Genomic DNA, 24,723 nt, shown 5'->3' with positions numbered 1-24,723 from the left:
GGTCAGATCACGTCGAGCGCGAGCGACAGTCCCGAGAGGAAGGCTTCCTCCACACGGTGGCCGGTGCACCAGTCGCCCGCGACGCCGATGCGGGCCTTGGCGTCCCACAGGTGGGTGGTGCCCACGGGCACCTGGGTCTGGGCTTCGTCCCAGCGGGTGGCCTGCGCATGCGCGGGCGTGGCGTAGATGCCGGTGATCTCGGCGAAGGCGCGCAGCAGCTTGGCTTCCACGCGCGAGGGTGCGTCGCGCAGGTGTTCCTCCGACCAGGCGGCGCTGGCCTGCAGCGTCCAGCGCTCGACCGGCTCGCGCCCGGGCTTGGACGATTCGCGCGCCAGCCAGGCGACGCGGTGGTGCGTGCTGCGGGCCGCGTTCCACTGCGGGCCCAGGTGGGACATGTTGGGCTGGTTGGCCTGGGGGTAGGCGATCATCAGCGTCCAGCAGGGCGCGATGCGCACGGGGGCGATCTTGCGGGCCAGCGTGGCCGAGAGCTTGCCGCCGTCGCCCAGCAGGGCACGGGCAGCGGAGGGCGGCACCGCGAGCAGCACGGCGTCGAAGCCCGAATAGACGTGCTGCGAATCGTCGGCACCGGCGGTGCGCAGTTGCCAGCGCTTCGCGTCGAGCGCATCGGGCTCGATCTGCGTGACGCGCGCGCCGGTGACGAGGCTGTCGCCCAGCGGCTCCGCCCAGCGGGCGACCAGCGAATCCATGCCGGGCTGGGCCACCCAGTGCGGCTCGAGAGAAGGCAGCGCAGCCTCGGCCACGCGGCCGTGTGCGTCGAGCACGCGCACGAGGTTGGCGCTCCAGCGCTTGCACACGCCGGGGGTGTTCTCCAGCGCCAGGGCAAAGCGCGGATCGCGCACGGTGAAGTACTGGGCGCCGCTGTCGAAGCGGCCGAAGGCGGTGTCCACGCTCGCCATGCGCCCCCCGGGGGCGTCGTTGCGCTCGAACAGCGTGACCTTGTGGCCGGCCTGCACCAGCGTCCGCGCGCAGGCCACCCCGGCGATGCCGGCGCCTATGACGGCGAAGTGGCGGGGCTGGGCGGGCTGTTTGGGCTGTTTAGGGGCTGGCGGGGTTCGGTGACGGTCGGCGGCGGCCTTGGCCGGTTTCCTTGCAGTTGCGCGAGTGCTCATGAACGGCTCTTTTCTTCTGGATGGAATGCGGATGGATGTGTCTGCACTCTACATCGGTCCGGCAGCCGCTCCGCCTGAGGGCACACCCTTAGCGGCGCCGCACGATCCTCGGCAATACTCGTCGGCCCCGTCGATGGAGCGCGGCTGCGTCATCGGCCCCGATGGCGCTCCAGCAGCGCGCGCCGCGTGCCTTCGTGCTCGAACTGCGCGAGCCACCATTCGAGCGCGCGCCCCGGCTTGCCGGCGCTCGGCACCCGCCATGCGCAGTGCAGCGATCCCAGTGGCGGCTTGCGCTCTGTCTTCAGTTCGACAAGATGCCCGGCCTCGATGTACGGCCGCGCCATCGGCTCAGGCAGGAATCCACCGCCCAGCCCGTGAAGCTGCGCCGCGATCTTGGCCTGCATGCTCGGCACGGTGAGCACGTCCTGCCCGCCGACCAGGTTCACCGTCATGCTGGGCCCGTGGCGCGCCGAATCGGCCGCCGCCACTGCGCGATGCCGGCGCATCACGGCATCGGTCAGCGGCTGGGTTTCGCGTGCGAGCGGGTGGTGCGGCGCCACCGCATAGACGAAGCACAGCTCGCCGATGAGTCGGCTGCGGATGCCGGTGGCGCTGAAGGCCAGGCTCGCGGCATCGAGCACCGCGCCGATGGCGAGGTCGGCTTCGCCCGTGGTCAGTGCCTCGATGGTGCCCAGCAGGGTCTCGTCGCGCAGTTTCAGCCGGGTAGGCGGCTCCAGCGCGAAGAAGGCGGTGGCCAGGTCGAGCAGCGGGTCGCGGGCGATCACGCTGTCGACCGAGATGGTCAGCATCGCCTCCCAGCCGGTGGCCACGCGCTTCACCCGGTTGGCCACCGCGTCGATCTCGCCGAGCAGCCGCTCGGCCTCGCGCAGCAGCTCGGCGCCGGCCTCGGTCATCCGTGCCTGGCGGGTGCTGCGGTCGAACAGCAGCACGTCGAGGGCGTCCTCGATCTGGCGCACCCGGTAGCTCAGTGCGCTGGGCACGAGGTTCAGGGCACGGGCGGCGGCGGCGAAGCTGCCGGTGGCGGCCACCGCCTGGAGCATGGCAAGGGCGTCGGGGGTCAGCACGTCTCTGGGGCTGGGCATGGTGGTTCCATTGATCAAAATATTTGAATGGTGCCATCAAACCGCGGCGTCTTTCGAGCGGGTGCCGAGACCCAAAATTCTTCACATCCGCTGCGCATCCGGCGCGGCATACGAAGAAGGCCCGCACACCCCCACAGGGGCAGGGCAGAAGGAGTCAGACGATGTTGCAAGTCCGTAAATCACAGGAACGCGGTTATGCCGACCATGGCTGGCTGCGCTCCTTCCACAGCTTTTCGTTCGCCAACTACTACGACCCGGCCCACATGGGCTTCGGCAACCTGCGCGTGATCAACGAGGACCGCGTGGCGGCAGGCGCCGGATTCGGCACCCATGGCCACAAGGACATGGAGATCATCAGCTACGTGCTCTCGGGCGAACTGGCGCACAAGGACAGCATTGGCAACGTGGAGAGCATTCCCCCGGGCGACGTCCAGCGCATGAGCGCGGGCCGCGGCGTGATGCACAGCGAGTTCAACCACAAGGCCGACCAGACCACGCACTTCCTGCAGATCTGGATCCTGCCGAAGGAGCGCGGCATCGAGCCCGGCTACGAGCAGAAGAAGTTCAGCGACGACGAGAAGCGCGGCAAGCTGCGCCTGGTGGCATCGCCCGAAGGCAGCGAAGGCTCGGTGAAGGTGAATGCCGATGCGAGCCTGTACGCCGGTCTCTTCGACGGCGACGAGAAGGCCAGCCTCTCGCTAGACCCGAAGCGCAAGAGCTACGTGCACCTGGTGCGCGGCGAGCTCGAAGTGAACGGCCAGAAGCTCTCCGGCGGCGACGCCGCGATGCTCGAAGGTGAATCGCAGGTGACGCTGGCCGGCGGCAAGGACGCCGAAGTGCTGGTGTTCGACCTGGCCGCCTGATCTCCCCCTTGCCGGGCGCTGGCCGCCCGGCTTTTTTTCACCCGTGTCTTTTCAGTCCAGTCAACAACCGAGGAGTTCTCAACCATGGCAACCGCAAACACAGCACCCAACCCCGCGCAGGACACGCTGGCCCTCATCGGCCGCATCCTGATCGCCTACCTGTTCATTCCGGCCGGCATCGGCAAGCTCATGGGCTTCAGCGGCACCGTCGGCTACATCACGTCCGTCGGCCTGCCGCTGCCCGAGGTGGGCGCGGTCATCGCGATCATCGTGGAGCTGGGCCTGGGCATCGCGCTGCTGCTGGGCTTCAAGACCCGCTGGACCGCGATCGTGATGGCGATCTTCAGCATCGCGACCGCGCTGTTCTTCCACAAGTACTGGTCGGCCCCCGATGCGATGAAGATGATGCAGCAGATCAACTTCAACAAGAACATCGCCATCGCCGGCGGCCTGCTCGCGCTTGCCGCCTTCGGTCCCGGCCGCTTCAGCATCGACAAAAAGTAAGCTTTCCCCCAGGCTTCGCGCACCTCGTGTCGCTTCGCCGCCCCCTCGCCGGGGGCAACACCTGAGGCCCGGCAGAGCCGGTTCCTCGGTGTTCCGCGAAGAGACCGACTCCCTTCCTTTTTCATTCAGGAGTTCCAAAAATGGCAAACATCGTCGTCGTCTTCCATTCCGGCTACGGCCACACCCAACGCGTGGCGCAGGCCGTCGCCGACGGCGCGGGCGCGCAGCTGCTCGCCATCGACGCGGACGGCAACCTGCCCGAAGGCGGCTGGGAGCTGCTGGCCGCGGCCGACGCGATCGTCTTCGGCTCGCCGACCTACATGGGCGGCGTGAGCTGGCAGTTCAAGAAGTTCGCCGATGCCTCGTCGAAGGTCTGGTTCACGCAGGGCTGGAAGGACAAGCTCTTCGCCGGCTTCACCAACAGCGCCACCATGAACGGGGACAAGGTCACGACCCTGAACTACCTGTGGACGCTGGCGATGCAGCACAGCGGCATCTGGGTCAGCATGGGCATCCTGCCGAGCAACAACAAGGCGGCCACGCGCGACTCGTTGAACTACGTGGGCGGCTACGGCGGCCTGCTGACGCAGGCACCTTCGGACGCCAGCCCGGCCGAGATGTCCAAGGGCGACTTCGACACCGCCCGCGCCTTCGGCGAGCGCATCGCCACGGTGGCAAGATCGCGGGGCTAGAACTCGCCCCCGGGCTTCGCGCACTTCGTGCCGCTGCGCCAACCCCCTCGCAGGGGGCAGCACCGGCGGCCCGGCAACGCCGGTTGCGCGGTGTTCCGCGAACTGAATGCGACGAACGAAGCCGATCAATCACTCACGGAGAAACACGATGACCGACGCCACCCCCGAAACCCGACTGCTCAAGCCGCACGACAAGGACCTCGGAGGCGGCTTCAAGGTGAGAAGGCTGCTGCCCGCGGCGCAGCAGCGCTCGGTCGGTCCCTTTGTGTTCTTCGATCACTTCGGCCCGGCCACCGAGCAGCCGGGCAGCGAGCACGACGTGCGTCCGCACCCGCACATCGGCCTCTCGACGGTCACCTATCTCTTCAAGGGCGCGATGATGCATCGCGACAGCCTCGGCAGCGTGCAGGAGATCCTGCCCGGCGCCATCAACTGGATGACCGCCGGCCGCGGCATCGTGCACTCCGAGCGCAAGCCAGAGCGCCTGAAGGCCGACACCTACGTGAACCACGGCCTGCAGCTGTGGGCCGCGCTGCCGCAGGCGCACGAAGAAATCGAGCCCAGCTTCGAGCACACCCCGGCCGACGCGATTCCCGAACTGACGCAGCAGGGCGCGGCGGTGCGCGTTCTGGTGGGCGAGGCCTTCGGCGCCCGCTCTCCGGTGAAGACGCTTTCGCAGACCGTGTACCTCGACATCGCGCTGCCGGCAGGCGGGCGCTTCGAGCTGCCAGCGCTGGCGCCCGAGCTGGCCGTCTACGCGGTCGATGCCGACCTCGCGGTGAACGGCGAGCCGGTCGAGGTCCACACCATGGCCGTGCTGCCGCACGGGCAGGGTGGCACCATCACTGCCGACGCCGCCGTGCGCCTCGTGGTGATCGGCGGCGAGCCGCTGGACGGCCCGCGCTACATCACCTGGAACTTCGTCTCCAGCAGCCGCGAGCGCATCCTCGAAGCCGGCGCTGACTGGGCAGCGCAACGCATGGGCCATGTGCCGGGCGAGACCGAGTTCATCCCGCTGCCCGGCAAGCCCTTCGGCGTGCGCGAGCCCGATACGGGCACCACGCCGGTCTGAGCCTCGGCTGGCGTGCGGAGCTGACCGCCAAAGAAGAAAGGCCCGCGATGCGGGCCTTTCGCTTTCCTGCCGGGCTGCCTACTTGCCCCCGATCGTCAGGCTCTCTGCAGGCGGTGCGCCCTCGGGCGCCTTCGGCAGCTCGAGCACGGCCTTGCGGCTGCCGCGGCCGCGCCATGCGGAGTAGCTCACGCCCAGCAGCAGCAGCGCGCACAGGCCGATGAAGGTGGCGCTGATCGGCCGCGTCACGAACACCGACATGTCGCCGCGCGACAGCAGCAGCGCGCGGCGGAAGTTCTCCTCCACCATCGGCCCGAGCACGAAGCCCAGCAGGATCGGCGCGACCGAGAACTCCAGCGTCATCAGCACCGCGCCGACGATGCCGAACACCAGCACCTCCCAGATCTGGAAGAGGCTGTTCTGCGTGCTGTACACGCCGGTCGCAATGAAGAACATCGCGGCCGGGAACAGGTACTTGTAGGGCACCTTCAGGAGCTTCACCCACACGCCGATCATCGGGACGTTCAGGATCACGAGGATCACGTTGCCGATCCAGAACGAGGCGATCAGGCCCCAGAAGATATCCGGGTGCTCGGTGATGAGCTGCGGACCGGGCTGGATGCCCTGGATCAGCAGCGCACCGAGGATCAGCGCCATCACCGCGTCGCCGGGAATGCCCAGGCTCATCGTCGGTATGAAGTCGACCTGCGTCTTCGAGTGGGCCGAGGCCTCGGGGCCGGCCACGCCTTCGATCATGCCGGTGCCGAACTTGTTGGGCGTCTTCGACACCTTGCGCTCCAGCGCGTAGGCGATGAAGGTGGTGATGGTCGGGCCCGTGCCGGGCATCGCGCCGAACACAGTGCCCACCAGCGTGCCGCGGATCATCGCGGGGAAGGCGCGCTTGAGCTCTTCCTTGCTCGGGCGCATGTCGCTGAGCTTGAGCGTGCCGGTGTCGCCGATGGCCTTCATGCGGTTCACGTTCAGCAGGAAGTCGGCCACGCCGAACAGGCCCATTGAGATCGCCACCAGTTCGAGGCCGTCGCTCAGCTCCGGCAGGCCGAAGGCGAAGCGGAAGCTGCCGCTGTTCACGTCGGTGCCGACCACGCCGCACAGCAGGCCGAAGAGCGTCATCGCCACGCCCTTGAGCGGCGAGCCGCGCGACATGGTGGAGCCGGCCAGCAGGCCCAGCAGCATGATCGAGAAGATCTCGGTCGGGCCGAACTTGAACGCGATCTGCACCAGCAGCGGCGAGGCGAAGATCATCACGATGATGCCGACGGAGGCCGCGAAGAAGGAGGCGATCATCGTCACGCCCAGCGCGACGCCTCCCTTGCCCTGCTTGGTCATCGGATACCCGTCGAGACAGGTCACCGCGTGCGGCGGATGCGAGGGCATGTTCATCAGGATGGCGCCGATGGCGCCGCCGTACTGCGAGCCGTAGAAGATGCCGGCCAGCATCAGGATGGCCGGCACCGGATGCATCACGTAGGTGAGCGGCAGCAGGATCGAGATGGCCTGCAGCGCGCCCATGCCCGGCAGCACGCCGATGAGGTTGCCCACCAGCACGCCGAAGAAGGACCACATCAGGTTCGAGCCCTGGAAGGCCACGCCGAAGCCGTACCAGAGGTCGTGGAGCGATTGACCGATCATGGCTTCAGCCTCCCCACTGGAAGAGGGGCAGCTGCAGCTTCAGCGCCCACCAGAACACGACCACCGCGATGAAGCACATCGCAAGCGAAAGCAGCAGTGCCTCGGTCAGCGTGTTGTCGCGGTCGCCGAGCGCCGAGATGAACACGATCGCGAAGGTCGCAGGCAGCAGTCCGCCGTATTCGCCGAAGAGCAGGAAGGCGAGGATGCCGAGGATGATGCAGATGCCGCCGCGCAGGTCGGGCATGCCGCCCGGGTGGCCGTGCGAGGCCGCTTCCTCGCTCGCGTCGCCGCCGGACTTGTCGCCGCGTGCGGACACCGCGATCAGCAGGCCGGTCAGTGCCAGCAGCGCGCCGAGGGCGACAGGAAAGAAGCCCGGCCCCATGTGCGCGAGCTCGCCCACGCGGTAGCCGACGCCGGCATAGACGGCTGCCAGCCCGACGACGATCAGCAGGGCGCCGCCGTAGTAGTCCTTCTTGAATTTCGAAGCGGGCCGGGGCGCGTGCGAGGCCGTTTCTTCACCGAGCTGGTGCTGCATATGTCTCCTTCATCTGGAAGGAGCGCAGTCTAGGAAGCGGGGCTTTCAGTCCCCTTTCGGAGGAGGCCTTCACGGCCTTGCGGGCCTCAAAATACGTGTAATCACGTACCGGTGTATCGGGTGAAACCCTTGCGGAAACGGCCTCTGCAAGACCTTCAGCGGTCTCGCGGAGCGAGCACCGGCAGCCTGAGCGTCGCGCGCAGTCCGCCGCCGTTGGGGCGCTCTGGTGTGTCGGCGTTCGATAGTTCGATCTCGCCGCCGTTGCGCCGCGCGTAGCCGCGCGCGATGGCGAGGCCCAGCCCCGCGCCTTGCGCCGGACCCGTGGTGGTGGAGCTGTCGCGATGGAAGCGCTCGAACACGCTCTCGCGCCGCTCGGGCGCGATGCCGGGTCCGCTGTCGCAGACCTCGGCCAGCGCATGCGTGGCATCGCGCCGCACGGTCACGGTGATGTTGCCGCCGCGCGGCGTGTACTTGATGGCGTTGTGCACGAGGTTGGAAAGCACCTCGTGCAGTTCGGCCGCGTTGGCGGCCACGGGCAGCACGGGAGCCTCTCCTTCGCCGTCGTCGTCGTCGCTTGATCGGTCCGTGCCGTCTGCTTCTTCCGTGCCGATGTCGCCGCGCGCGTCGACCCAGCCGAGGTCCTGGTCGTTCTCTCGCGCGAGCGGCAGGTACTGCAGCACCACGCCGCGCGCGATGGCGTTGAGGTCGGCTACCGCGGCGCCGGCTGGCGCGGCTTCGTCGCCCGCGGTGGCATGGGCCAGCGCCAGCAGCTGTTCGCTCAGGCGGCGCGTGCGTGCGAGCTGCGCGACGATCGCGTGCAGCGATTCGCGCATGCGCGCCGGGTCGGTCTCGCGCACCGCGTAGCCGGCCTGGATCGACAGGATGCTCAGCGGCGTGCGCAGCTGGTGCGAGGCATCGGCGAGGAACTGCGACTGCTCCGCCACCAGGCGCCGGTGGCCGGCGATGTGGTGGTTGACCGCGTCGACCAGCGGCGCCACCTCGTGGGGGACGCCGCCGGCGTCCAGCGGCGTAAGGTCGTCGCGCGGGCGCTCGCGCAGCGAGCGGCGCAGGCGCTCCAGCGGGCGCAGCGTCCAGGCCACGCCCAGCCACACCAGCAGCGCCATCACCACCACCATGCGCGTGTCGCGCAGGAACTCCTGGCGCAGCGTCTCGGCCTGCGCCTCGGTGCGCGGGCCGGTGCCCTCTGCCGCCTGGATGAGCACGCTGTAGGCGGCGCCGGGATGGACGTTGTCGTACACCGTCTGGCGCAGCGCGGCCACGCGCACCGGGTGCTGCTGGTAGACCGCGTCGTAGAACACGGGAGTGCCGTCGGGCGGGCGATGCGCCGGGCGCGGCAGGCCGGGCACGCCCATGAGGGTGGTCTCGGGCGAGTTCACGTCCAGCGTCTCGCCCGTGGGAATGCGCTGCACGCCGACGTGCAGGTACTTGTAGCGCAGCCGGGTGGACTCGAACATCGCCTGGATCGAGAAGGGTTCCTGCACGCGCACGCTGCCGTCGCTGGCCACCACGATGCCGTTGGCCAGGGCCTGCACCGGCTCCAGCAGGCTCTGGTCGTAGGCGACCACGAGCGAGTCGGTCAGCGCGCGGTAGTCGTTCCAGCTGTCCAGCGCAAGCAGCACGACCAGGCCCGGCAGCAGCAGCGCCAGCAGGCGCGCGCGGATGCCGAAGCGCTGCGGCTGTTGCTGCCGATGCTGCTGCTCAGTCGTGTGCGCCGGGGAATTCGCTGCGGACTGGGGCTGAGGTTCCATCGGCGATGCTCTCCAGCATGTAGCCCAGGCCGCGCACGGTGACGATGCGAACGTCGCTGTCCGCGAGCTTGCGGCGCAGCCGGTGCAGCACCACCTCGATGGCGTCGGGGCCGGCGGTGCTGTCGTTGGTGAACACCTTGGCGAAGAGCTGCGACTTGCCCACCGGGGAGCCGCTGCGCAGCAGCAGGGCGGTGAGCGCGGCCTGCTCCCGCGGCGTGAGCGACAGCAGCGTGCCGCGCAGCGTGAAGGCGCGGCTCTGGCTGTCGTAGGAGAGAGAGGCGCATTGCAGGCGCGGGTGCTGCTTGCCGCGGCTGCGCCGCACCAGCGCCGAGAGCCGCGCCTCGAGCTCCTCCAGCTCGAAGGGCTTGGTGAGGAAGTCGTCGGCGCCGAGGTTCAGGCCGCGCACCCGGTCCTGCAGCGCGCCCTGCGCGGTGAGGATCAGCACCGGCGTGCGGTCGTCGGCGGCCCGCATGTCGGCCAGCACGCTCAGGCCATGCTTGTCTGGCAGGCGAAGGTCGAGAACGATGGCGTCGTATTCCGTGCCGGCCATGAAGGCCTCGGCGGTGCGCGCGTCGGGCGCGTGGTCGGGCACGAAGCCGCTCTGCGTGAGCGCGCGGACCAGCCACGAGGCCATGTCCAGTTCGTCTTCCACCAGGAGGATGCGCATGGTGAGCCTGTGGGTCTCGTCGTCGTCGTCGCCGCGGCTACTGCTTGATGGCGAGGTCGGGGTCTTCGGACGCCCGGGCGCTGGCGCGTGCCGAGCGCGCGCTCAGGTCGGGCGCCAAGGCCTCGCGGCCGTCGAAGACGAAGCAGTCGCCCTTGTAGTGCGCGCCGCCGACTTCCTCGAAGTACTTGAGGATGCCGCCCTCGAGCTGCAGCACGTTCTCGACGCCTTCCTCGTGCATCAGGATGGCCGCCTTCTCGCAGCGGATGCCGCCGGTGCAGAAGCTCACCACCGTCTTGCCCTTGAACTCGTCGCGGTGCGCGCGCAGGGCGGGCGGGAACTCGGTGAACTTGCCGATGCGCCAGTCGATGGCGCCCTCGAAGCTGCCGTAGTCGACCTCGAAGGCGTTGCGGGTGTCGAGCAGGGCGATCTCGCGGCCCTCGTCGTCATGGCCCTGGTCGAGCCAGCGCTTGAGCGTCGGCGCGTCCACGCCGGGCGCACGGCCGGCGGCGGGGCGGATGGCGGGGTGATCCATGCGGATGATCTCGCGCTTGAGCTTCACCAGCATGCGGCGGAACGGCTGCGCGGCAGACCAGCTTTCCTTGGCCTCGAGGTCGGCGAAGCGGGCGTCGGCACGCAGATGCGCCAGGAAGGCCCGCACGTTGTCGGCCGCTCCGGCCAGGAACATGTTGATACCTTCGGGCGCCACCAGGATGGTGCCCATGAGCTCCAGGGCCTGGGCGCGGGCGCGCAGGTCCTCGCGCAGCGCGGGGCCGTCGTCGATGGCCACGAACTTGTAGGCCGCGATATTCAAAATCTCTTGCACGGGGCGGGATTTTAGGTGCCGCCGGAATATCGCCCGGGTGCGGGGCCTCTGCCGGGCTCCCGCGGGGCGCCGCGGAGGGCGGTTTCAGGGATTGCCAACCCACATCGTGGAGGGCCTGCTTTCTACAATGCAGGCATGTTTGTTCACCTGCGCCTGCACACCGAGTTCTCCGTCGTCGACGGCACCACCCGAATCGACGATGTCGTCAAGGCCGCTGCTGCCGACAAGCAGCCCGCGCTGGCCATCACCGACCTGAACAACCTGTTCGGGGCCGTCAAGTTCTACAAGCAGGGGCGCGGCAAGGGCGTCAAGCCGATCGTCGGCGCCGAAGTCTTCGTCGACGGGCTGGGCAAGGAGCCCGGCGCTCTGACCCGCATCGTGCTGCTGGTCCAGAACATGGAGGGCTACCTCAACCTGTCCGAACTGCTGGCGCGGGCCTGGACGCAGAACGTGGGCCGCGGCCAGTCGCAGGCGGCCTGCAAGCTCGAATGGCTGCAGGAGCTTTCGGGCGGGCTGATCGCGCTGTCGGGCGCGCAGGCGGGCCCGCTGGGGCAGCCGCTGCTGCAGGGGCAGGGCGAGCGCGCGGCGGAGCTGGCGCTGCAGCTGGCAGGCATCTTCCCGCACCGCTTCTACATCGAGCTGCAGCGCGCGGGCCGTCCCGAGGACGAGCCTCACGTGGTCGCCGCCGTGCAGCTCGCGGCCCGGCTGCACCTGCCGGTGGTCGCCACGCACCCCGTGCAGTTCGCCGCGCGGGAGGACTACGAGGCGCACGAGGCGCGCGTGTGCATCTCCGAAGGCGAGATCCTCGGCAATCCGCGCCGCGTGCGCCGCTTCACCGAGGAGCAGTACTTCAAGTCGAGTGCGGAGATGAAGGCGCTGTTCGCCGACGTGCCCAGCGCCCTGGCCAACACGGTCGAGATCGCCAAGCGCTGCAACCTCACGCTGGTGCTGGGCAAGCCGCAGCTGCCCGACTTCCCGACGCCCTTCGTCGCCGAAGGCGTGCGCATGCCGATCGACGACTTCTTCCGCCAGGAGTCCTTCGCCGGCCTGGAGCTGCGCCTGAATCACCTGTATCCCGACGAGGCCAAGCGCGACGCCGAGCGCCCGCGCTACGTGGAGCGGCTGGAGTTCGAGATCAACACCATCCTGAAGATGGGGTTCCCGGGCTACTTCCTGATCGTGGGCGACTTCATCCAGTGGGCCAAGAACAACGGCTGCCCGGTGGGCCCGGGCCGGGGCTCGGGTGCGGGTTCGCTCGTGGCCTACGCGCTGAAGATCACCGACCTCGACCCGCTCGAATACAAGCTGCTGTTCGAACGCTTCCTGAACCCCGAGCGCGTCTCGATGCCCGACTTCGACATCGACTTCTGCCAGGGCAACCGCGACCGCGTCATCGACTACGTGAAGGACAAGTACGGCCGCAACGCCGTGAGCCAGATCGCCACCTTCGGCACCATGGCCGCGCGCGCGGCCATCCGCGACGTGGGCCGCGTGCTCGACATGAGCTACATGTTCTGCGACGGCATCAGCAAGCTGATCCCGAACAAGCCCGGCATGTCGGTCACGCTGCAGTATCCGCCCGAGAAGAAGATCGAGGGCGACAAGAACAACTACGCCATCGAGATGGAGCCGCAGCTCGCGGAGCGCATCGAGAAGGAAGAAGAAGTCAGGATGCTGGTCGAGCTCGCGCAGAAGCTCGAAGGCATGACCCGCAACATCGGCATGCACGCCGGCGGCGTGCTCATCGCCCCGGGCAAGCTCACCGACTTCTGCCCGCTCTACCAGCAGCCCGGCAGCGAGTCGGCCGTGAGCCAGTACGACAAGGACGACGTGGAGGCCATCGGCCTCGTGAAGTTCGACTTCCTGGGCCTGGCGACGCTCACGATCCTGGAGATCGCGCGCGAGTTCATCATGAAGCGCCACAAGGGCCAGGAGAACTTCGCGTTCGAGAACATCCCGCTGAACGACGCGGCCACCTACCGGCTCTTCTCCGACGGCAAGACCGAAGCCGTGTTCCAGTTTGAAAGTCGCGGCATGCAGGGCATGCTGAAGGACGCGCGCCCGACGCGCCTGGAAGACCTGATCGCGCTGAACGCGCTGTACCGCCCGGGCCCGATGGACCTGATCCCCAGCTTCGTGGCGCGAAAGCACGGCCGCGAGGACGTGGAGTACCCGCACCCGGCAGTGGCCGAGATGCTCTCCGAGACCTACGGGATCATGGTCTACCAGGAGCAGGTGATGCAGACGGCGCAGATCCTGGGCGGCTACTCGCTCGGCGGCGCCGACCTGCTGCGCCGCGCGATGGGCAAGAAGAAGCTCGAGGAGATGGCCGAGCACCGCGAGAAATTCCGCGCGGGCGCCCTCAAGACCCACGGCATCGAGCAGGACAAGGCCGACGAGATCTTCGACTTGATGGAGAAGTTCGCGGGCTACGGCTTCAACAAGTCGCACGCGGCCGCCTACTCGCTGCTGGCGTACCACACGGGCTGGCTCAAGGTCCACTACACGGCCGAGTTCTTCTGCGCCAACATGACCGTCGAAATGGACGACACGGACAAGCTCAAGCTGCTGTTCGAGGACGCCCAGAAGAACTTCGGCATCACCTTCGAGCCGCCGGACGTGAACCGCGGCAACTACCGCTTCGAGCCGGTCACCAACAAGGTGATCCGCTACGGCCTCGGCGCCGTCAAGGGCACCGGCCAGCTCGCGGTCGAGGCCGTGGTGCGCGCACGGGAGGAGGGCGGGCCGTTCAAGAGCCTGTACGACTTCTGCGTTCGCGTGGACCGCCAGCGCATCAACAAGCGCACGGTGGAAGCGCTGATCAAGGCCGGCGCCTTCGACGCCATCCAGCAGAACCGCGCGGCGCTGGTCGCCTCGCTGGACCGCGCCTTCGAATTCGCCAACGCCACGGCGGCCAATGCCTCGCAGGCCGACATCTTCGGCGACTGCGAGCACGGTTCCGCCACCGCCGAGCCCGATCTCGTCGACGCCACGCCCTGGGGCGTGAAGGAACGCCTGACGCTCGAGAAGACGGCCATCGGTTTCTATCTCTCGGGCCACCTGTTCGACGAGGTCTCGCACGAGGTGCGGCGCTTCTGCAAGCGCGAGATCACCGACCTGCTCGACAGCCGCGACCAGCAGGTCATCGCCGGCATCGTGAGCGACTTCCGCGTGATCAATGGCCAGCGCGGCCGGCTGGCGATCTTCAAGCTCGACGACAAGTCCGATTCCATCGAGGCCACGGCCGACGAGGCGCTCATCAACGCCAACCGCAACACGCTGAAGGACGACGAGCTGGTCATCGTCAGCGGCCGGCTGCAGCCCGCGCGCGGCGGCTTCGAGGCGCGCTTCCAGGTGCAGCAGGTGTGGGACCTGGCCTCGGCGCGCTGCCGCTTCGGCAAGTTCCTGCGCGTGGCCGTGAACGGCAAGGCGCCCGACATCGCGCGCCTGCTGAAGGACTTCCCGCCGCGCACCGAGCAGACCGAGGTGGGCGACCTGATCCAGGGCTTGCCGGTGCGCCTGTCGATGGCGCGCGGCGGCGCGCAGGTCGAGCTGCAGCTGGGCGAGCGCGCCAAGTTCTTCCCGACCGACGCCGCGCTGGCCAGCTGGACCGCGCAGGCCGAAGCGGGCAAGGCGCTGATCGTCTACGACTGACTTTCCTCCGCGCGACGGCAAGTGCCCGGCAGGCGTGGGCTCTTTGGAGCCCTGACTACGATGCCTCCTGCATTTCAACCGTGAAGCACAAGGAGGATTCCGTCATGAAGAAGCAGTCTCTCGTCGTCGCCTCGGCTCTGGCGCTGACCCTGGCATTGCCGTTCGCCGCCTCGGCCCAGTACACCGGCCCGAGCACCCAGCCGGCCGCCGCGTCGGGCACGCCCTATGCCGGTCCGAGCACCGTGCCGGCGATGACAGTCAAGCAGTTGCTGGACACCGGCAAGGACGACCAGTACGTCACGCTGCGCGGCTTCATCGTGTCGCACGACGGCGGCGAGCACTACACCTTCGCCGACGAGACCGGCCGCATCAAGGCGGAGATCGATGCCAAGCATTTCCCGGCGGGCGTGAAGATCGACGACAAGGTGCGCGTGGAGGTCACGGGCGAGTTCGACAAGGACCTGATCGGCAGCAAGGTCGAGCTCGACGTGAAGCGGCTCAGCGTGCTGCGCTGACCTCGGTCCCGGCCAGGCGGCCTCAGTGCGCCATCGGCGTCACGGCGAGGTCGGGCACCACGTTCATGATGCGCAGCGTCTGCTGCACCACCTGGCTGAACACCGGCGCCGCCACGAGGCCGCCGAAGTACTTGCCGGCGCTGGGCTCGTCGACCATCACCGCGACGATGATGCGCGGCTTGTCGATCGGCGACATGCCCGTGTACCAGGCCCGGTACTTGTTGCTCGCGTAGCCCTTGCCCACCTGCTTGTGCGCAGTGCCGGTCTTGCCGCCCACCGAGTAGCCCACCGTCTGCGCGAGCGGCGCCGTGCCGCCGGGCGCGGCCGCCATGTGCATCATCTGGCGCACCTCGCTGGCGACCAGCGGCGAGAACACCCGCACGCCTGGAGGCTCCTCCCCCTGGTTCTTCAGCAGGCTGATGGGGATCACCTCGCCGTCATGCGCGAAGGCCGTGTAGGCGTGCGCGATCTGGAAGAGCGAGGCCGACAGCCCGTAGCCGTAGGACATGGTGGCCTGCTCGATCGGGCGCCATGACTTCCACGGCCGCAGTCGGCCGGTCACAGCGCCCGGGAAGGTGGTCTGCGGCTTCTGGCCGATGCCCACCGCGGTGAGCGAGTTCCACATCTCCTGCGCCGACATGCGCTGCGAGATCTTGGTGGCGCCCACGTTGCTCGACTTCTGGATCACCCCCTCGACCGTGAGCACGCCGAAGTTCTCGTCGTCGTGGATGGTCGCGCCCGACACCGTGATGCGCCCCGGGTTGGTGTCGATGATGGTCTTGGGCGTGACGCGGCCCAGTTGCAGCGCGGTGGCGACGGTGATGGGCTTCATCGTCGAGCCGGGCTCGAACACGTCCGTCATCGCGCGGTTGCGCAACTGCTCGCCCGTGAGGCTGCGGCGGTCGTTGGGGTCGTAGCTCGGGTAGTTGGCCATCGCCAGCAGCTCGCCGGTCTGTGCGTCGACCACGACCACGCTGCCGGCGCGCGCCTTGTTTGCGACCACGGCGTCGCGGATCTTCTCGTACGCCACGAACTGCACCTGGTCGTCGATGCTCAGCTGGATGTCGTGTCCCGGCGTGGGCGGCACCTGGTCCTCGGTGTCCTCGATGATGTGGCCCAGCCGGTCCTTCAGCACGTGGCGCGAGCCGGCCTTGCCGGCCAGCTCGTGGTCGAAGGCCAGCTCGACGCCTTCCTGGCCGATGTCCTCCACGTTGGTGAAGCCCGCCAGGTGCGCCGCCGCCTCGCCCTCGGGGTACTGCCGGCGGTAGTCGCGGCGCAGGTAGATCCCCTTGATGTCGAGCGCCGCGACCTGCTTGGCGATGGGCTCGTCGACCTGGCGCTTGATCCAGACGAAACTCTTGTCCTCGTCCTCGAGCTTCTTGTCGAAGTCCTTCTGCGGCATGCCGAGCAGCTTGGCGGCCTGCTTGAGCTTCTCCTGCGTGGCCGGGTCGTTGCGCTCGATGTCTTCGGGAATGGCCCAGATGCTGGGAGCGGGAATGTCCGATGCCAGGATCAGGCCGTGCCTATCGAGGATGCGGCCCCGGTTGGCAGGCAGTTCCAGCGTGCGCTGGTAGCGGACCTCGCCCTGGTGCTGGAAGAAGTCGTTGGCGAAGATCTGGACGTAGGCCGCGCGTCCGGCGAGCAGCACGAAGCCGAATGCGACGCTGGCCACGATGAACTTGCTGCGCCACACGGGGGTGGGGCTGGCCAGCAGGGGACTGCTGCCATAGCGGATGCGGCCGTTGGGGGTCATGAGCCCTGATTATCGAGTTCCGGGTGACGTGCAAGTCACCCGGAAGGGCCCCGTTTTCTTAGCTGCGCGTTAGGGGCGCAGGGAAATCAGCGCTTGGGCCGCAGCGTGACGATCAGCGACGGGAAGATTCGGCCGTCGGTGTCGCGCGGGAGCTTGTCGGTCTTGCGCAGGCCGCGCTCGGCAGCGTCGTCCCAACCAGGCAGGCCGCTCGACTTGCTGAGCTTCACGCCGACGATGGTGCCGTCGGGCGCCAGGTTCACCTCGAACTCCGCCGCCGGGTTGCCGTTCACGGTGTCGGCATCGGGGAAGGTGATGTTCGGGCGCACCGCTGCGGCGATGCGGCCGGCATAGCCGCTCGACGGACCGGAGCTGCGCTGGGCCGTGCCGCGCGAGTCGTCGCTGCCGGTGGCGTTGGCCAGGCCCTGCATGCGCTTGAGAGCGGCGGCGCGGTCGGCGGCCGCCTGTTTCGCGGCAGCTTCGGCCTTCTTCTGCTCGGCCAGCTTGGCTTCGGCCTCCTGCTGCTTCTTCTGCTCGGCCAGCTTCTTCTGCTGTTCCTTCTTGCGCTCGGCCTCTTCCTCGGCGCGCTGCTTGGCTTCCAGCTCCTTCTTCTTCTGCTGTTGCTGGCGTTCGAGCTCGCGTTCCTGCTGTTCCTTCTGCTCCTTGAGCTTCTTCTCGCGTTCGAGGGCGATGTCCGGGGCCTTGGGTGCAGGAGCGGGCTCTGGCGCCTTCGCAGCCGGAGGAGGCGGCGGCGCAGGGGCGGGCGGCGGCGGCGCGGGAACCGGGGTGGGGGCCGGCGGCGCCTGCAGGCGAGGGGCCGCCTGCTGGACCGTGGACGACCACAGCTCCGCGTCGACCGCGCCTTCGTCGGCGTCGCTGCGCCAGCGCACGCCCCAGGTCAGCGCCGCGATCAGCAGGCCGTGGGCGATGAGCGCCAGCACCAGGGCACGCAGCGTGCCGCGCTGCGGCGGCGGTGCGAACTCGGGGCGATCCAGTGCGAGCGACATGCCTTACTTGCCGCCCGTGGTCGTGACCGACAGGCCCACGCGCTCGATGCCGCTGCGCTTGAGCTGGTTCATCGCCTTCACGACGGTTTCGTACTTCACGGCCTTGTCGGCGCTGATGACCACCGGTCGCTGGTCGTCGCCGCCCTGGGCCTGCTTGGCGGCAGAACCGATCTGGGACATGGGGATCGAGGTGCCGCCCGTGCCGGTGGACGGGTCCTTCTTGATCTGCACTTCGTCTTCGCTCTTGATGACGATCTCGATGGGCTTGTCGGGCTGCTTGTTGGCGCGGTCGACCGAGGGCAGGTTGATCACGCTCGGCGTGATGAGCGGTGCGGTGACCATGAAGATGATCAGCAGCACCAGCATCACGTCGATGAACGGGACCATGTTGATCTCGTTGATCGTCCGGCGGCCGCGGCCGCGGGATGAAACTGCGGGCATGGGCTGCGCCTCCGTTCAGCGGTTGGCCGGAGCCACCGACGATGCACCGCCCGCGTTCGGGTTGGCCGAAAGGTTGCGCTGCAGGATGTTGGAGAACTCCTCGATGTAGGTCTCGAGGGCGATGGCGATCTTGTCGATCTCGCGGGCGAAGCGGTTGTAGCCCACGACCGCCGGGATGGCGGCGAAGAGACCGATGGCCGTGGCCACCAGCGCCTCGGCGATGCCGGGGGCCACGGTGGCCAGCGTCACCTGCGCCAGCGCGGCCAGGCCGGTGAAGGCGTGCATGATGCCCCAGACCGTGCCGAACAGGCCGACGTACGGTGAGACGGAGCCGACGGTCGCCAGGAACGAGAGGTTCTGCTCGGCTGCGTCCAGTTCGCGCTGGAAGCTCGCGCGCATCGCGCGGCGGGCGCCGTCGAGCAGGGTGCCTGCGTCGGTGACGTGGCGTTCGCGCAGCTTCTGGTACTCGCGCATGCCCGAGGCGAAGATGCGCTCCATGGGGCCGGCGAACTTGGCGTTCTGCGCGGCGGAGGCGAACAGCTCGTTGAGGCTGGTGCCCGACCAGAACTCGCGTTCGAAGTCCTCGTTGAGGGCGCGCATGCGCCGCAGCGCGAAGTACTTGCGGATGATCGCGGCCCAGCTTGCGATCGATACGATCACAAGCAGCGCCACCACCAGTTGCACCACGAAGCTCGCATGGAGCAGGAGATTGATGATGGAAAGGTCTTGGTTCATGGCTTGAAAGTTTGAGTCATGGAGCCGCTGTAGCGCTCGAGGGTTCCCGTCACCTGTTTCGGGATGCGTGCTGGCCGCAGCGTGGCTGCGTCCACCCATCCGATGCGGATCGTGCCTTCGCACAGCAGGACGGGTTCGGAGGCCCCCGTTCGCTCCTGCTCTGTTTTCGATAGCACGCGTTGTCCGATTATCAACGAGGCAGTTCCCAACTGTCGAAGTTCGGCAGTCACGAGCAGTTCATCGTCCAGCCGCGAGGGCCGATGGTATTTGAGCTGGGTCTCGCTCACCACGAACTGGCCGCCGGTTTCCTCGCGCAGCTTGCGCTGCTCCACGCCCAGCGAGCGCAGCCATTCGGTGCGGCCGCGCTCCATGAACTTCAGGTAGTTGGCATAGAAAACGATGCCGCCGGCGTCGGTGTCTTCCCAGTAGACGCGGATCGGAAACGCGTAGCTCATCGCGCCCGGTTCTCTGCCATCTCGCGCAGGCGCTCGATGGATTCCTGCAGGTGAGCCATCGAGCTGGCGGTGGAGAAGCGGACGAACTTCGCGGTCTCGGCGGTGCCGAAGTCGCGACCGGGCGTGACGGCGACGTGCGCGCGCTTCATCGTTTCGAAGGCGAAGTCCCAGCTGCCCGAGATGCCGAGCTTCTCGGCGAAGGACGTGCAGTCGGCCCAGGCGTAGAAGGCGCCGTCGGGAACCACGGGCACGTTCAGGCCCAGCGCATTGAGCTGCGGAATGAACCAGTCGCGACGCGCCTTGAATTCGGCGCGGCGGCGTTCGTACTCGGCGATGCTCTCGTCCTCGAAGCAGGCCAGCGCCGCGTACTGCGACACGGTGCTCGCGCAGATGAAGAGGTTCTGCGCCAGCCGCTCGACCACGGGCACCAGCACTTCGGGCACCACCAGCCAGCCCAGGCGCCAGCCGGTCATGTTGAAGTACTTGCTGAAGCTGTTGATGCTGATGACGTTCTCGTCGATGGCCAGCGCGGTCTGCCCGAAGGCGTCGTCGTAGGAGAGGCCCAGGTAGATCTCGTCGATCAGCGTGATGCCACCGCGCTTCGACACCACCTCGTGGATGCGGCGCAGCTCATCTGGCGCAATGGAGGTGCCCGTCGGGTTCGAGGGCGATGCCAGCAGCACGCCGCGCGTCCTGTCGGTCCAGGCGGCCTCGACCTTCGCGGCCGTGAGCTGGAAGCGCTCCTCGGCCGTGGTCGGCAGCAGCACCGCCTTGCCCTCGGCAGCGCTCACGAAGTGGCGGTTGCACGGGTAGCTCGGGTCGGGCATCAGGATCTCGTCGCCCGACTCGATCAGCGCCAGGCAGGCCAGCTGCAGCGCGGCGGAGGCACCTGCGGTGACGACGATGCGGCGCGCCGGCACGTCCACGTTGAAGCGCTGGCGGTACCAGGCGCTGATGCGTTCGCGAAGATGGTCGAGGCCGGTGGCCTGCGTGTACTGCGTGGCGCCGGCACGCACCGCGCGGGCGGCGGCTTCCTGGACCAGCGGCGGGGCGGTGAAGTCGGGCTCGCCGATGTTCAGGAAGATCATCGGCCGGTCGGTGTGCGCGACCTCGCGGGCGAGCACGCCCGCGGCCTTGGCCACTTCCATCACGTAGAAGGGCTCGATGCGCTGCGCGCGCGTGGAAATTCTCATCGCACCCCCTGGCTGCGGCGCTGTGCGCCTGCGGTCGGCCGAGCGGCGCCGCTCATGCCCTTGCTTTTCCGGAAGCCCGGTCGGCTTCGACCTCGAGCGGGCGAAGCTGCGGCGCCAGGCCGTTGAGCACGGCATTCACGTACTTGTGGCCGTCGGTGCCGCCGAATTCCTTGGCGAGTTCGATGCACTCGTTGAGCACCACGCGCCAGGGCACGTCGGGGCAGTTCTGGAATTCGTAGACGCCGATCCACATCACGGCATGCTCGATCGGCGAGATCTCTTCGAACTTGCGGTCGAGCAGCGGGCGGATCAGCGCGTCGAGCTGCTCGGCGCCCTCGATGGAGCCGTGCAGCAGCGCGTCGTAGTGCAGCGCGTCGGCCTTGTGGAAGCCGGCGAGGTCGCGCGTGAAGTGGTCGATGTCGGTCGGGTCGTTGCGGCCCACCAGGTGCTGGTAGAGCGCCTGCAGCGCGAACTCGCGCGCACGGGTGCGGTTCGACTTGGCCGAAGCCTTGCGCGCGCCGGTGCTGGTGAGGCCCACGCGCGACTGCTTGGGCTTTTCGCCGGTGGCCTTCAGGGCCTTGAGGGACTTGGAGCTGTCTTCGGTCATGAAAGGGTGGCCAGCAGTTGCGCCATCTCGACAGCCACGCGGGCAGCGTCGCGGCCCTTGTCGGTCTGGCGGGCGACGGCCTGCTCGAGGTTTTCGGTGGTGAGGATCGCGTTGGCGATGGGCAGGCGGTAGTCGAGCGCCACGCGGCTCACGCTCGCGCCCGATTCATTGGCCACGAGTTCGAAGTGGTAGGTCTCGCCGCGGATGATGCAGCCCAGCGCCACCAGCGCGTGGTAGCCGCCGCGCTCGGCGAGCGCCTGCAGCGCCACGGGCACTTCGAGCGCACCCGGCACCTGCACGTGGTGGATGTCGCTGGCGGCCACGCCCAGCGCCTCGAGCTCCGAGAGGCAGGCCGAGGCCAGCGCGTCGGTGATGTCGGCGTTGAAGCGCGCCTGCACGATGCCGATGCGCAGGCCCTTTCCGTTGAGCAGCTTTGCGTCCGCTCCCTTGTTTGCACCTTGCATGGTCTTCAGTCTTTCGTGAGGTAGCCGGCGATCTCGAGGCCGTAGCCCGCTGCCATGCTGGGCATGCGCCGCGGCGTGCCCAGCAGGTTCATCTTGTGCACGCCGCATTCGCGCAGGATCTGTGCGCCGATGCCGTAGCTGCGCAGGTCCATGCGGCCGCGCTCGGGCGCCTGCGCGGGACGGGCGGTGCCGTCGAACTGCGCGAGCAGCTCGCTGGCGGTCTCGCCGCAGTTCAGCAGCACGGCCACGCCCTTGCCCTCGTTCGCGATGTGCGAGAGGCTGGCGTCGAGGCTCCAGGAGTGCAGCGAGCGGTTGATCTCGAGCGCGTCGAGCACCGACAGCGGCTCGTGCACGCGCACCGACACCGTCTCTTCGGGCGCCCACTTGCCGCGCACCAGCGCGAGGTGCACGCCGTTGCTGGGCTTGTCGAGGAAGGCGTGGGCGGTGAAGCTGCCCCAGGCGGTCTGGATCTCGCGGCAGCCGACCTTCTCGACCAGCGATTCGACGCGGCTGCGGTGCTCGATGAGCGCGGCGATGGTGCCGATCTTCAGGCCGTGCTCGGCCGCGAAGACCTGCAGGTCGGGCAGGCGGGCCATGGTGCCGTCTTCGTTCATCACCTCGCAGATCACCGAGGCGGGCGAGCAGCCGGCCATGGCGGCGAGGTCGCAGCCGGCCTCGGTATGGCCCGCGCGCATCAGCACGCCGCCGTCCACCGCCTGCAGCGGGAAGATGTGGCCGGGCTGCACCAGGTCGGCGGCCACGGCATTGGGCGCCACGGCGGCCTGCACCGTGCGCGCACGGTCGGCGGCAGAGATGCCGGTGGTCACGCCCTCGGCCGCCTCGATGGAGACGGTGAAGGCGGTGGAGTGCTTGGCGCCGTTGCGCTGGACCATCGGCGGCAGCTGCAGCCGCTCGCACATCTCGCGCGAGAGCGTCAGGCAGATCAGGCCGCGCGCATGGCGGGCCATGAAGTTGATCGCCTCGGGCGTGATGTGGTCGGCAGCGATGACGATGTCGCCTTCGTTCTCGCGGTCTTCCTCGTCGACCAGGATCACCATGCGGCCGGCGGCGAGCTCGGCCACGATCTCTTCGACCGAGGAGATCGGGGCTGGTGCGCGCGCGGCGCGGGAAGCGGCGCCGATCGGCGTGACGGAGGCGTTCATTTGGAGATGTCCTTGGATGGAGTCGGTGCGAGCACGCCCGCCTGGAGCATGCGCTCCACGTAGCGCGCCACGGTGTCGATTTCGAGGTTGACCTTCGAGCCGGCCTTCAGGCCGCCGAGAGAGGTGTTCTCGACGGTGTGCGGGATCAGGTTGATGCTGATCTCCGCGCCGTCGGCGATGTCCCTGACGCTGTTGACCGTGAGGCTCACGCCGTTGATGGTGATCGAGCCCTTGTAGGCGAGGAAGCGGGCGAGGGCGGCGGGAGCCACCACGCGGAGCTCCCAGCTTTCTCCGACCGGCTCGAAGCGGCTGACGCTGCCGATTCCGTCGACGTGGCCCGAGACGATGTGGCCGCCGAGGCGGTCGCTTGCGCGCAGGGCCTTCTCGAGGTTGATGCGGCTGCCTTCGTCGGTCAGGCCGGCGGTCTTGTCGAGCGATTCGGCCGAGATGTCGATGGTGAACTGCTGGCGCTCGGGAGCGAGCGTGGTGACCGTCATGCAGGCGCCGTTGAGCGCGATGCTGTCGCCGAGACCGACGTCGTCGAGATAGCCCGCGGGCACCTCGATGCTGAGTCTCTTGCCATGGGAGGAGGTGGTGCCGAGGTCGTGGATGGCGGCGATGCGCCCCACGCCGGTGATGATTCCGGTGAACATCCCGCCATTTTCGCAGAGAACGAAGGGGCCACGCGGTGGGCGGGCTAGAAGGCGTCCCTTCCGGCGACCCGGGCGACGATGCGAAGGTCGGGACCGACCTGCTCCAGGCCACGGAATTCGAGGGGCAGGGCGCCCGTCAATTCCGTCAACGGCCCACCGGCGTGGATTCCGGAAGCGATATCCAGCCCGTCGCCGATCAGCTTCGGCGCCAGGTAAATCAGCAATTCGTCGACAAGACCTTCGCGCAGCAGCGAGCCATTGAGCTTGTGCCCGGCCTCCACGTGCAATTCGTTGACTTCCCGGCGGGCAAGGTCTTTCAGCATCGCCGCCAGGTCGACCTTGCCCTGCGCATTCGGCAGGCAGGTGACCGTAGCGCCGCGCGCCTCCAAGGCGGCGGACTTCTGCGCGTCCTGCGTCGCGGCGTAGATCCATACCGCGCGGCCGGGCATGAAGAGCTTCGCATCCGGGGGGGTCTGCAGCTGGCTGTCGATCACCACCACGTGCGGCTGCCGGGTGGTCTGCACCAGCCGTACGTCCAGGCGCGGGTCGTCTTCCAGCACCGTGCCCACGCCGGTCAGGACCGCGCTGGCACGAGCCCGCCAGGCATGGCCGTCGGTGCGCGCCTGCTCGGAAGTGATCCACTGGCTCACGCCGTTGCGCAGGCCGGTCTTGCCGTCGAGCGAGGCCGCCGCCTTGAGCCGCACCCAAGGCGTCTTGCGGACCATGCGGCTGAAGAAGCCGAGGTTGAGCTCCCGCGCCTCATCCGCGCCAGTCCCCACCTCGACCTGAACGCCTGCTGCGCGCAGCCGCCCGAAACCCTGGCCCGAGACCAGCGGATTGGGATCGGCCATCGCCGCCACGACCCGGCCGATACCTGCCGCGACCAGGGCGTCGCAACACGGACCGGTGCGGCCGTGATGGGAGCAGGGCTCCAGCGTGACCCAGGCAGTTGCCCCTGCCACCGAATTGCCCCGCGCTGCCGCATCGCGCAGCGCCATGACTTCGGCATGCGGACCGCCGACTTGTTGGGTGTGGCCCTCGCCGATCACCGTGCCGTCTGGCGCCACCAGCACGCAGCCGACGCGGGGGTTCGGATCGGTCTCCGGGCCGGCCTGGCGCGCCAGATTCAGCGCCTGGATCATGAAATTCGGGTTTTCTTTTGTCATTCTTTTGTTAAATCAAATTCGTTGCAAATGTCAATTCGAAATTGATCGAAAACAATTTGCCGCCAATCCATCTGTTTTGACCGCCCGTCGCGCAATTGACGTTATTGGCCGGTCA

General features: G+C 68.2%; 24 protein-coding genes. 6 read left to right on the top strand and 18 right to left on the bottom strand.

Features of this window, described 5'->3' with window-relative positions:
- Positions 1-2 precede the first annotated feature (2 nt).
- Both ACTJLF_RS03760 and ACTJLF_RS03755 read right to left on the bottom strand, forming a co-directional pair.
- On the bottom strand, positions 3-1,130 hold the full coding sequence (locus tag ACTJLF_RS03760; protein WP_019652176.1) for an NAD(P)/FAD-dependent oxidoreductase: 1,128 nt from the start codon (positions 1,128-1,130) through the stop codon (positions 3-5).
- Between the two features lie 149 nt (positions 1,131-1,279).
- A complete protein-coding gene (locus ACTJLF_RS03755; RefSeq protein WP_019652177.1) occupies positions 1,280-2,233 on the bottom strand; it encodes a LysR substrate-binding domain-containing protein in 954 nt (317 codons plus the stop codon).
- 161 nt (positions 2,234-2,394) lie between these two features.
- On the opposite strand from ACTJLF_RS03755, the gene ACTJLF_RS03750 reads away from it, so the two are divergent.
- The 4 genes from ACTJLF_RS03750 to ACTJLF_RS03735 all read left to right on the top strand — a co-directional run bounded on the left by ACTJLF_RS03750 (position 2,395) and on the right by ACTJLF_RS03735 (position 5,364).
- Entirely contained in the window at positions 2,395-3,096 is a 702-nt protein-coding gene (locus ACTJLF_RS03750; RefSeq protein WP_440882509.1) for a pirin family protein, read from the top strand.
- 18 nt (positions 3,097-3,114) lie between these two features.
- Positions 3,115-3,600, top strand: a complete 486-nt coding sequence (locus tag ACTJLF_RS03745; protein ID WP_354410262.1) for a DoxX family protein — start codon at positions 3,115-3,117, stop codon at positions 3,598-3,600.
- A gap of 140 nt (positions 3,601-3,740) precedes the next feature.
- Entirely contained in the window at positions 3,741-4,292 is a 552-nt protein-coding gene (locus tag ACTJLF_RS03740; protein WP_019652180.1) for a flavodoxin family protein, read from the top strand.
- Positions 4,293-4,440: 148 nt separating this feature from the next.
- On the top strand, positions 4,441-5,364 hold the full coding sequence (locus ACTJLF_RS03735) for a pirin family protein (RefSeq protein ID WP_019652181.1): 924 nt from the start codon (positions 4,441-4,443) through the stop codon (positions 5,362-5,364).
- A 78-nt stretch (positions 5,365-5,442) separates the two neighbouring features.
- Here the strand turns inward: ACTJLF_RS03735 and ACTJLF_RS03730 are convergent, their stop codons facing one another.
- The 5 genes from ACTJLF_RS03730 to ACTJLF_RS03710 all read right to left on the bottom strand — a co-directional run bounded on the left by ACTJLF_RS03730 (position 5,443) and on the right by ACTJLF_RS03710 (position 10,805).
- The gene (locus tag ACTJLF_RS03730; protein ID WP_019652182.1) at positions 5,443-7,011 is read right to left on the bottom strand and encodes a tripartite tricarboxylate transporter permease; all 1,569 of its coding nucleotides are present in this window, start codon (positions 7,009-7,011) and stop codon (positions 5,443-5,445) included.
- 4 nt (positions 7,012-7,015) lie between these two features.
- Positions 7,016-7,546 carry a tripartite tricarboxylate transporter TctB family protein gene (locus ACTJLF_RS03725; protein ID WP_019652183.1) on the bottom strand — a complete coding sequence of 177 codons (531 nt, stop codon included), beginning with the start codon at positions 7,544-7,546 and terminating at the stop codon, positions 7,016-7,018.
- Positions 7,547-7,701: 155 nt separating this feature from the next.
- Entirely contained in the window at positions 7,702-9,315 is a 1,614-nt protein-coding gene (locus tag ACTJLF_RS03720; protein ID WP_440882508.1) for a sensor histidine kinase, read from the bottom strand.
- Entirely contained in the window at positions 9,266-9,982 is a 717-nt protein-coding gene (locus tag ACTJLF_RS03715) for a response regulator (protein WP_019652185.1), read from the bottom strand. Before ACTJLF_RS03715 ends, ACTJLF_RS03720 begins: the two co-directional genes overlap by 50 nt.
- A gap of 37 nt (positions 9,983-10,019) precedes the next feature.
- The gene (locus tag ACTJLF_RS03710) at positions 10,020-10,805 is read right to left on the bottom strand and encodes a sulfurtransferase (RefSeq protein ID WP_019652186.1); all 786 of its coding nucleotides are present in this window, start codon (positions 10,803-10,805) and stop codon (positions 10,020-10,022) included.
- A gap of 135 nt (positions 10,806-10,940) precedes the next feature.
- Here ACTJLF_RS03710 and dnaE point away from each other — a divergent pair, with 135 nt between their 5' ends.
- Together dnaE and ACTJLF_RS03700 are read left to right on the top strand one after the other, a co-directional pair.
- A complete protein-coding gene (gene dnaE / locus ACTJLF_RS03705; protein WP_019652187.1) occupies positions 10,941-14,459 on the top strand; it encodes a DNA polymerase III subunit alpha in 3,519 nt (1,172 codons plus the stop codon).
- A 104-nt stretch (positions 14,460-14,563) separates the two neighbouring features.
- On the top strand, positions 14,564-14,974 hold the full coding sequence (locus ACTJLF_RS03700; protein WP_019652188.1) for a YgiW/YdeI family stress tolerance OB fold protein: 411 nt from the start codon (positions 14,564-14,566) through the stop codon (positions 14,972-14,974).
- A 22-nt stretch (positions 14,975-14,996) separates the two neighbouring features.
- Here ACTJLF_RS03700 and ACTJLF_RS03695 read toward each other — a convergent pair whose 3' ends face one another.
- The 11 genes from ACTJLF_RS03695 to ribD all read right to left on the bottom strand — a co-directional run bounded on the left by ACTJLF_RS03695 (position 14,997) and on the right by ribD (position 24,608).
- Positions 14,997-16,727, bottom strand: a complete 1,731-nt coding sequence (locus ACTJLF_RS03695; protein ID WP_019652189.1) for a peptidoglycan D,D-transpeptidase FtsI family protein — start codon at positions 16,725-16,727, stop codon at positions 14,997-14,999.
- A gap of 86 nt (positions 16,728-16,813) precedes the next feature.
- Positions 16,814-17,731 carry a cell envelope integrity protein TolA gene (locus ACTJLF_RS03690; protein ID WP_019652190.1) on the bottom strand — a complete coding sequence of 306 codons (918 nt, stop codon included), beginning with the start codon at positions 17,729-17,731 and terminating at the stop codon, positions 16,814-16,816.
- Positions 17,732-17,734: 3 nt separating this feature from the next.
- The gene (locus tag ACTJLF_RS03685; RefSeq protein WP_019652191.1) at positions 17,735-18,172 is read right to left on the bottom strand and encodes an ExbD/TolR family protein; all 438 of its coding nucleotides are present in this window, start codon (positions 18,170-18,172) and stop codon (positions 17,735-17,737) included.
- Between the two features lie 15 nt (positions 18,173-18,187).
- Positions 18,188-18,907, bottom strand: coding sequence for a protein TolQ (tolQ, locus tag ACTJLF_RS03680; protein WP_019652192.1), 720 nt, complete (start codon positions 18,905-18,907; stop codon positions 18,188-18,190).
- Positions 18,904-19,362, bottom strand: coding sequence for a tol-pal system-associated acyl-CoA thioesterase (gene ybgC / locus ACTJLF_RS03675; protein ID WP_019652193.1), 459 nt, complete (start codon positions 19,360-19,362; stop codon positions 18,904-18,906). Before ybgC ends, tolQ begins: the two co-directional genes overlap by 4 nt.
- A complete protein-coding gene (locus ACTJLF_RS03670) occupies positions 19,359-20,555 on the bottom strand; it encodes a pyridoxal phosphate-dependent aminotransferase (protein ID WP_019652194.1) in 1,197 nt (398 codons plus the stop codon). The genes ybgC and ACTJLF_RS03670 overlap by 4 nt, the downstream gene beginning before the upstream one ends.
- A gap of 52 nt (positions 20,556-20,607) precedes the next feature.
- Positions 20,608-21,162 (bottom strand): transcription antitermination factor NusB, encoded by a 555-nt coding sequence (nusB, locus tag ACTJLF_RS03665; RefSeq protein ID WP_019652195.1) that lies wholly within the window; start codon positions 21,160-21,162, stop codon positions 20,608-20,610.
- On the bottom strand, positions 21,159-21,626 hold the full coding sequence (gene ribH, locus ACTJLF_RS03660) for a 6,7-dimethyl-8-ribityllumazine synthase (RefSeq protein ID WP_019652196.1): 468 nt from the start codon (positions 21,624-21,626) through the stop codon (positions 21,159-21,161). Before ribH ends, nusB begins: the two co-directional genes overlap by 4 nt.
- 5 nt (positions 21,627-21,631) lie before the next feature.
- Positions 21,632-22,789, bottom strand: coding sequence for a bifunctional 3,4-dihydroxy-2-butanone-4-phosphate synthase/GTP cyclohydrolase II (ribBA, locus tag ACTJLF_RS03655; protein ID WP_019652197.1), 1,158 nt, complete (start codon positions 22,787-22,789; stop codon positions 21,632-21,634).
- On the bottom strand, positions 22,786-23,442 hold the full coding sequence (locus ACTJLF_RS03650; protein ID WP_019652198.1) for a riboflavin synthase: 657 nt from the start codon (positions 23,440-23,442) through the stop codon (positions 22,786-22,788). The genes ribBA and ACTJLF_RS03650 overlap by 4 nt, the downstream gene beginning before the upstream one ends.
- A gap of 44 nt (positions 23,443-23,486) precedes the next feature.
- Positions 23,487-24,608, bottom strand: a complete 1,122-nt coding sequence (gene ribD / locus ACTJLF_RS03645; protein WP_132751291.1) for a bifunctional diaminohydroxyphosphoribosylaminopyrimidine deaminase/5-amino-6-(5-phosphoribosylamino)uracil reductase RibD — start codon at positions 24,606-24,608, stop codon at positions 23,487-23,489.
- Positions 24,609-24,723: the final 115 nt, after the last annotated feature.

Source organism: Variovorax sp. 22077, assembly GCF_052044195.1.
Lineage (GTDB): Bacteria > Pseudomonadota > Gammaproteobacteria > Burkholderiales > Burkholderiaceae_C > Variovorax > Variovorax atrisoli.
This window is presented reverse-complemented; position numbering and strand designations above follow the sequence as displayed.

Coding starts and splice junctions, on each gene's coding strand:
- ACTJLF_RS03695 (WP_019652189.1), bottom strand. CDS start 16,727: ATGACCCCCAACGGCCGCATCCGCTATGGCAGCAGTCCCCTGCTGGCC.
- ACTJLF_RS03725 (WP_019652183.1), bottom strand. CDS start 7,546: ATGCAGCACCAGCTCGGTGAAGAAACGGCCTCGCACGCGCCCCGGCCC.
- ACTJLF_RS03670 (WP_019652194.1), bottom strand. CDS start 20,555: ATGAGAATTTCCACGCGCGCGCAGCGCATCGAGCCCTTCTACGTGATG.
- ACTJLF_RS03735 (WP_019652181.1), top strand. CDS start 4,441: ATGACCGACGCCACCCCCGAAACCCGACTGCTCAAGCCGCACGACAAG.
- ACTJLF_RS03730 (WP_019652182.1), bottom strand. CDS start 7,011: ATGATCGGTCAATCGCTCCACGACCTCTGGTACGGCTTCGGCGTGGCC.
- nusB (WP_019652195.1), bottom strand. CDS start 21,162: ATGACCGAAGACAGCTCCAAGTCCCTCAAGGCCCTGAAGGCCACCGGC.
- ribH (WP_019652196.1), bottom strand. CDS start 21,626: ATGCAAGGTGCAAACAAGGGAGCGGACGCAAAGCTGCTCAACGGAAAG.
- ACTJLF_RS03715 (WP_019652185.1), bottom strand. CDS start 9,982: ATGCGCATCCTCCTGGTGGAAGACGAACTGGACATGGCCTCGTGGCTG.
- ACTJLF_RS03760 (WP_019652176.1), bottom strand. CDS start 1,130: ATGAGCACTCGCGCAACTGCAAGGAAACCGGCCAAGGCCGCCGCCGAC.
- ACTJLF_RS03700 (WP_019652188.1), top strand. CDS start 14,564: ATGAAGAAGCAGTCTCTCGTCGTCGCCTCGGCTCTGGCGCTGACCCTG.
- ACTJLF_RS03685 (WP_019652191.1), bottom strand. CDS start 18,172: ATGCCCGCAGTTTCATCCCGCGGCCGCGGCCGCCGGACGATCAACGAG.
- dnaE (WP_019652187.1), top strand. CDS start 10,941: ATGTTTGTTCACCTGCGCCTGCACACCGAGTTCTCCGTCGTCGACGGC.
- ACTJLF_RS03755 (WP_019652177.1), bottom strand. CDS start 2,233: ATGCCCAGCCCCAGAGACGTGCTGACCCCCGACGCCCTTGCCATGCTC.
- ACTJLF_RS03750 (WP_440882509.1), top strand. CDS start 2,395: ATGTTGCAAGTCCGTAAATCACAGGAACGCGGTTATGCCGACCATGGC.
- ybgC (WP_019652193.1), bottom strand. CDS start 19,362: ATGAGCTACGCGTTTCCGATCCGCGTCTACTGGGAAGACACCGACGCC.
- ACTJLF_RS03720 (WP_440882508.1), bottom strand. CDS start 9,315: ATGGAACCTCAGCCCCAGTCCGCAGCGAATTCCCCGGCGCACACGACT.
- ribD (WP_132751291.1), bottom strand. CDS start 24,608: ATGACAAAAGAAAACCCGAATTTCATGATCCAGGCGCTGAATCTGGCG.
- ACTJLF_RS03740 (WP_019652180.1), top strand. CDS start 3,741: ATGGCAAACATCGTCGTCGTCTTCCATTCCGGCTACGGCCACACCCAA.
- tolQ (WP_019652192.1), bottom strand. CDS start 18,907: ATGAACCAAGACCTTTCCATCATCAATCTCCTGCTCCATGCGAGCTTC.
- ACTJLF_RS03650 (WP_019652198.1), bottom strand. CDS start 23,442: ATGTTCACCGGAATCATCACCGGCGTGGGGCGCATCGCCGCCATCCAC.
- ACTJLF_RS03690 (WP_019652190.1), bottom strand. CDS start 17,731: ATGTCGCTCGCACTGGATCGCCCCGAGTTCGCACCGCCGCCGCAGCGC.
- ribBA (WP_019652197.1), bottom strand. CDS start 22,789: ATGAACGCCTCCGTCACGCCGATCGGCGCCGCTTCCCGCGCCGCGCGC.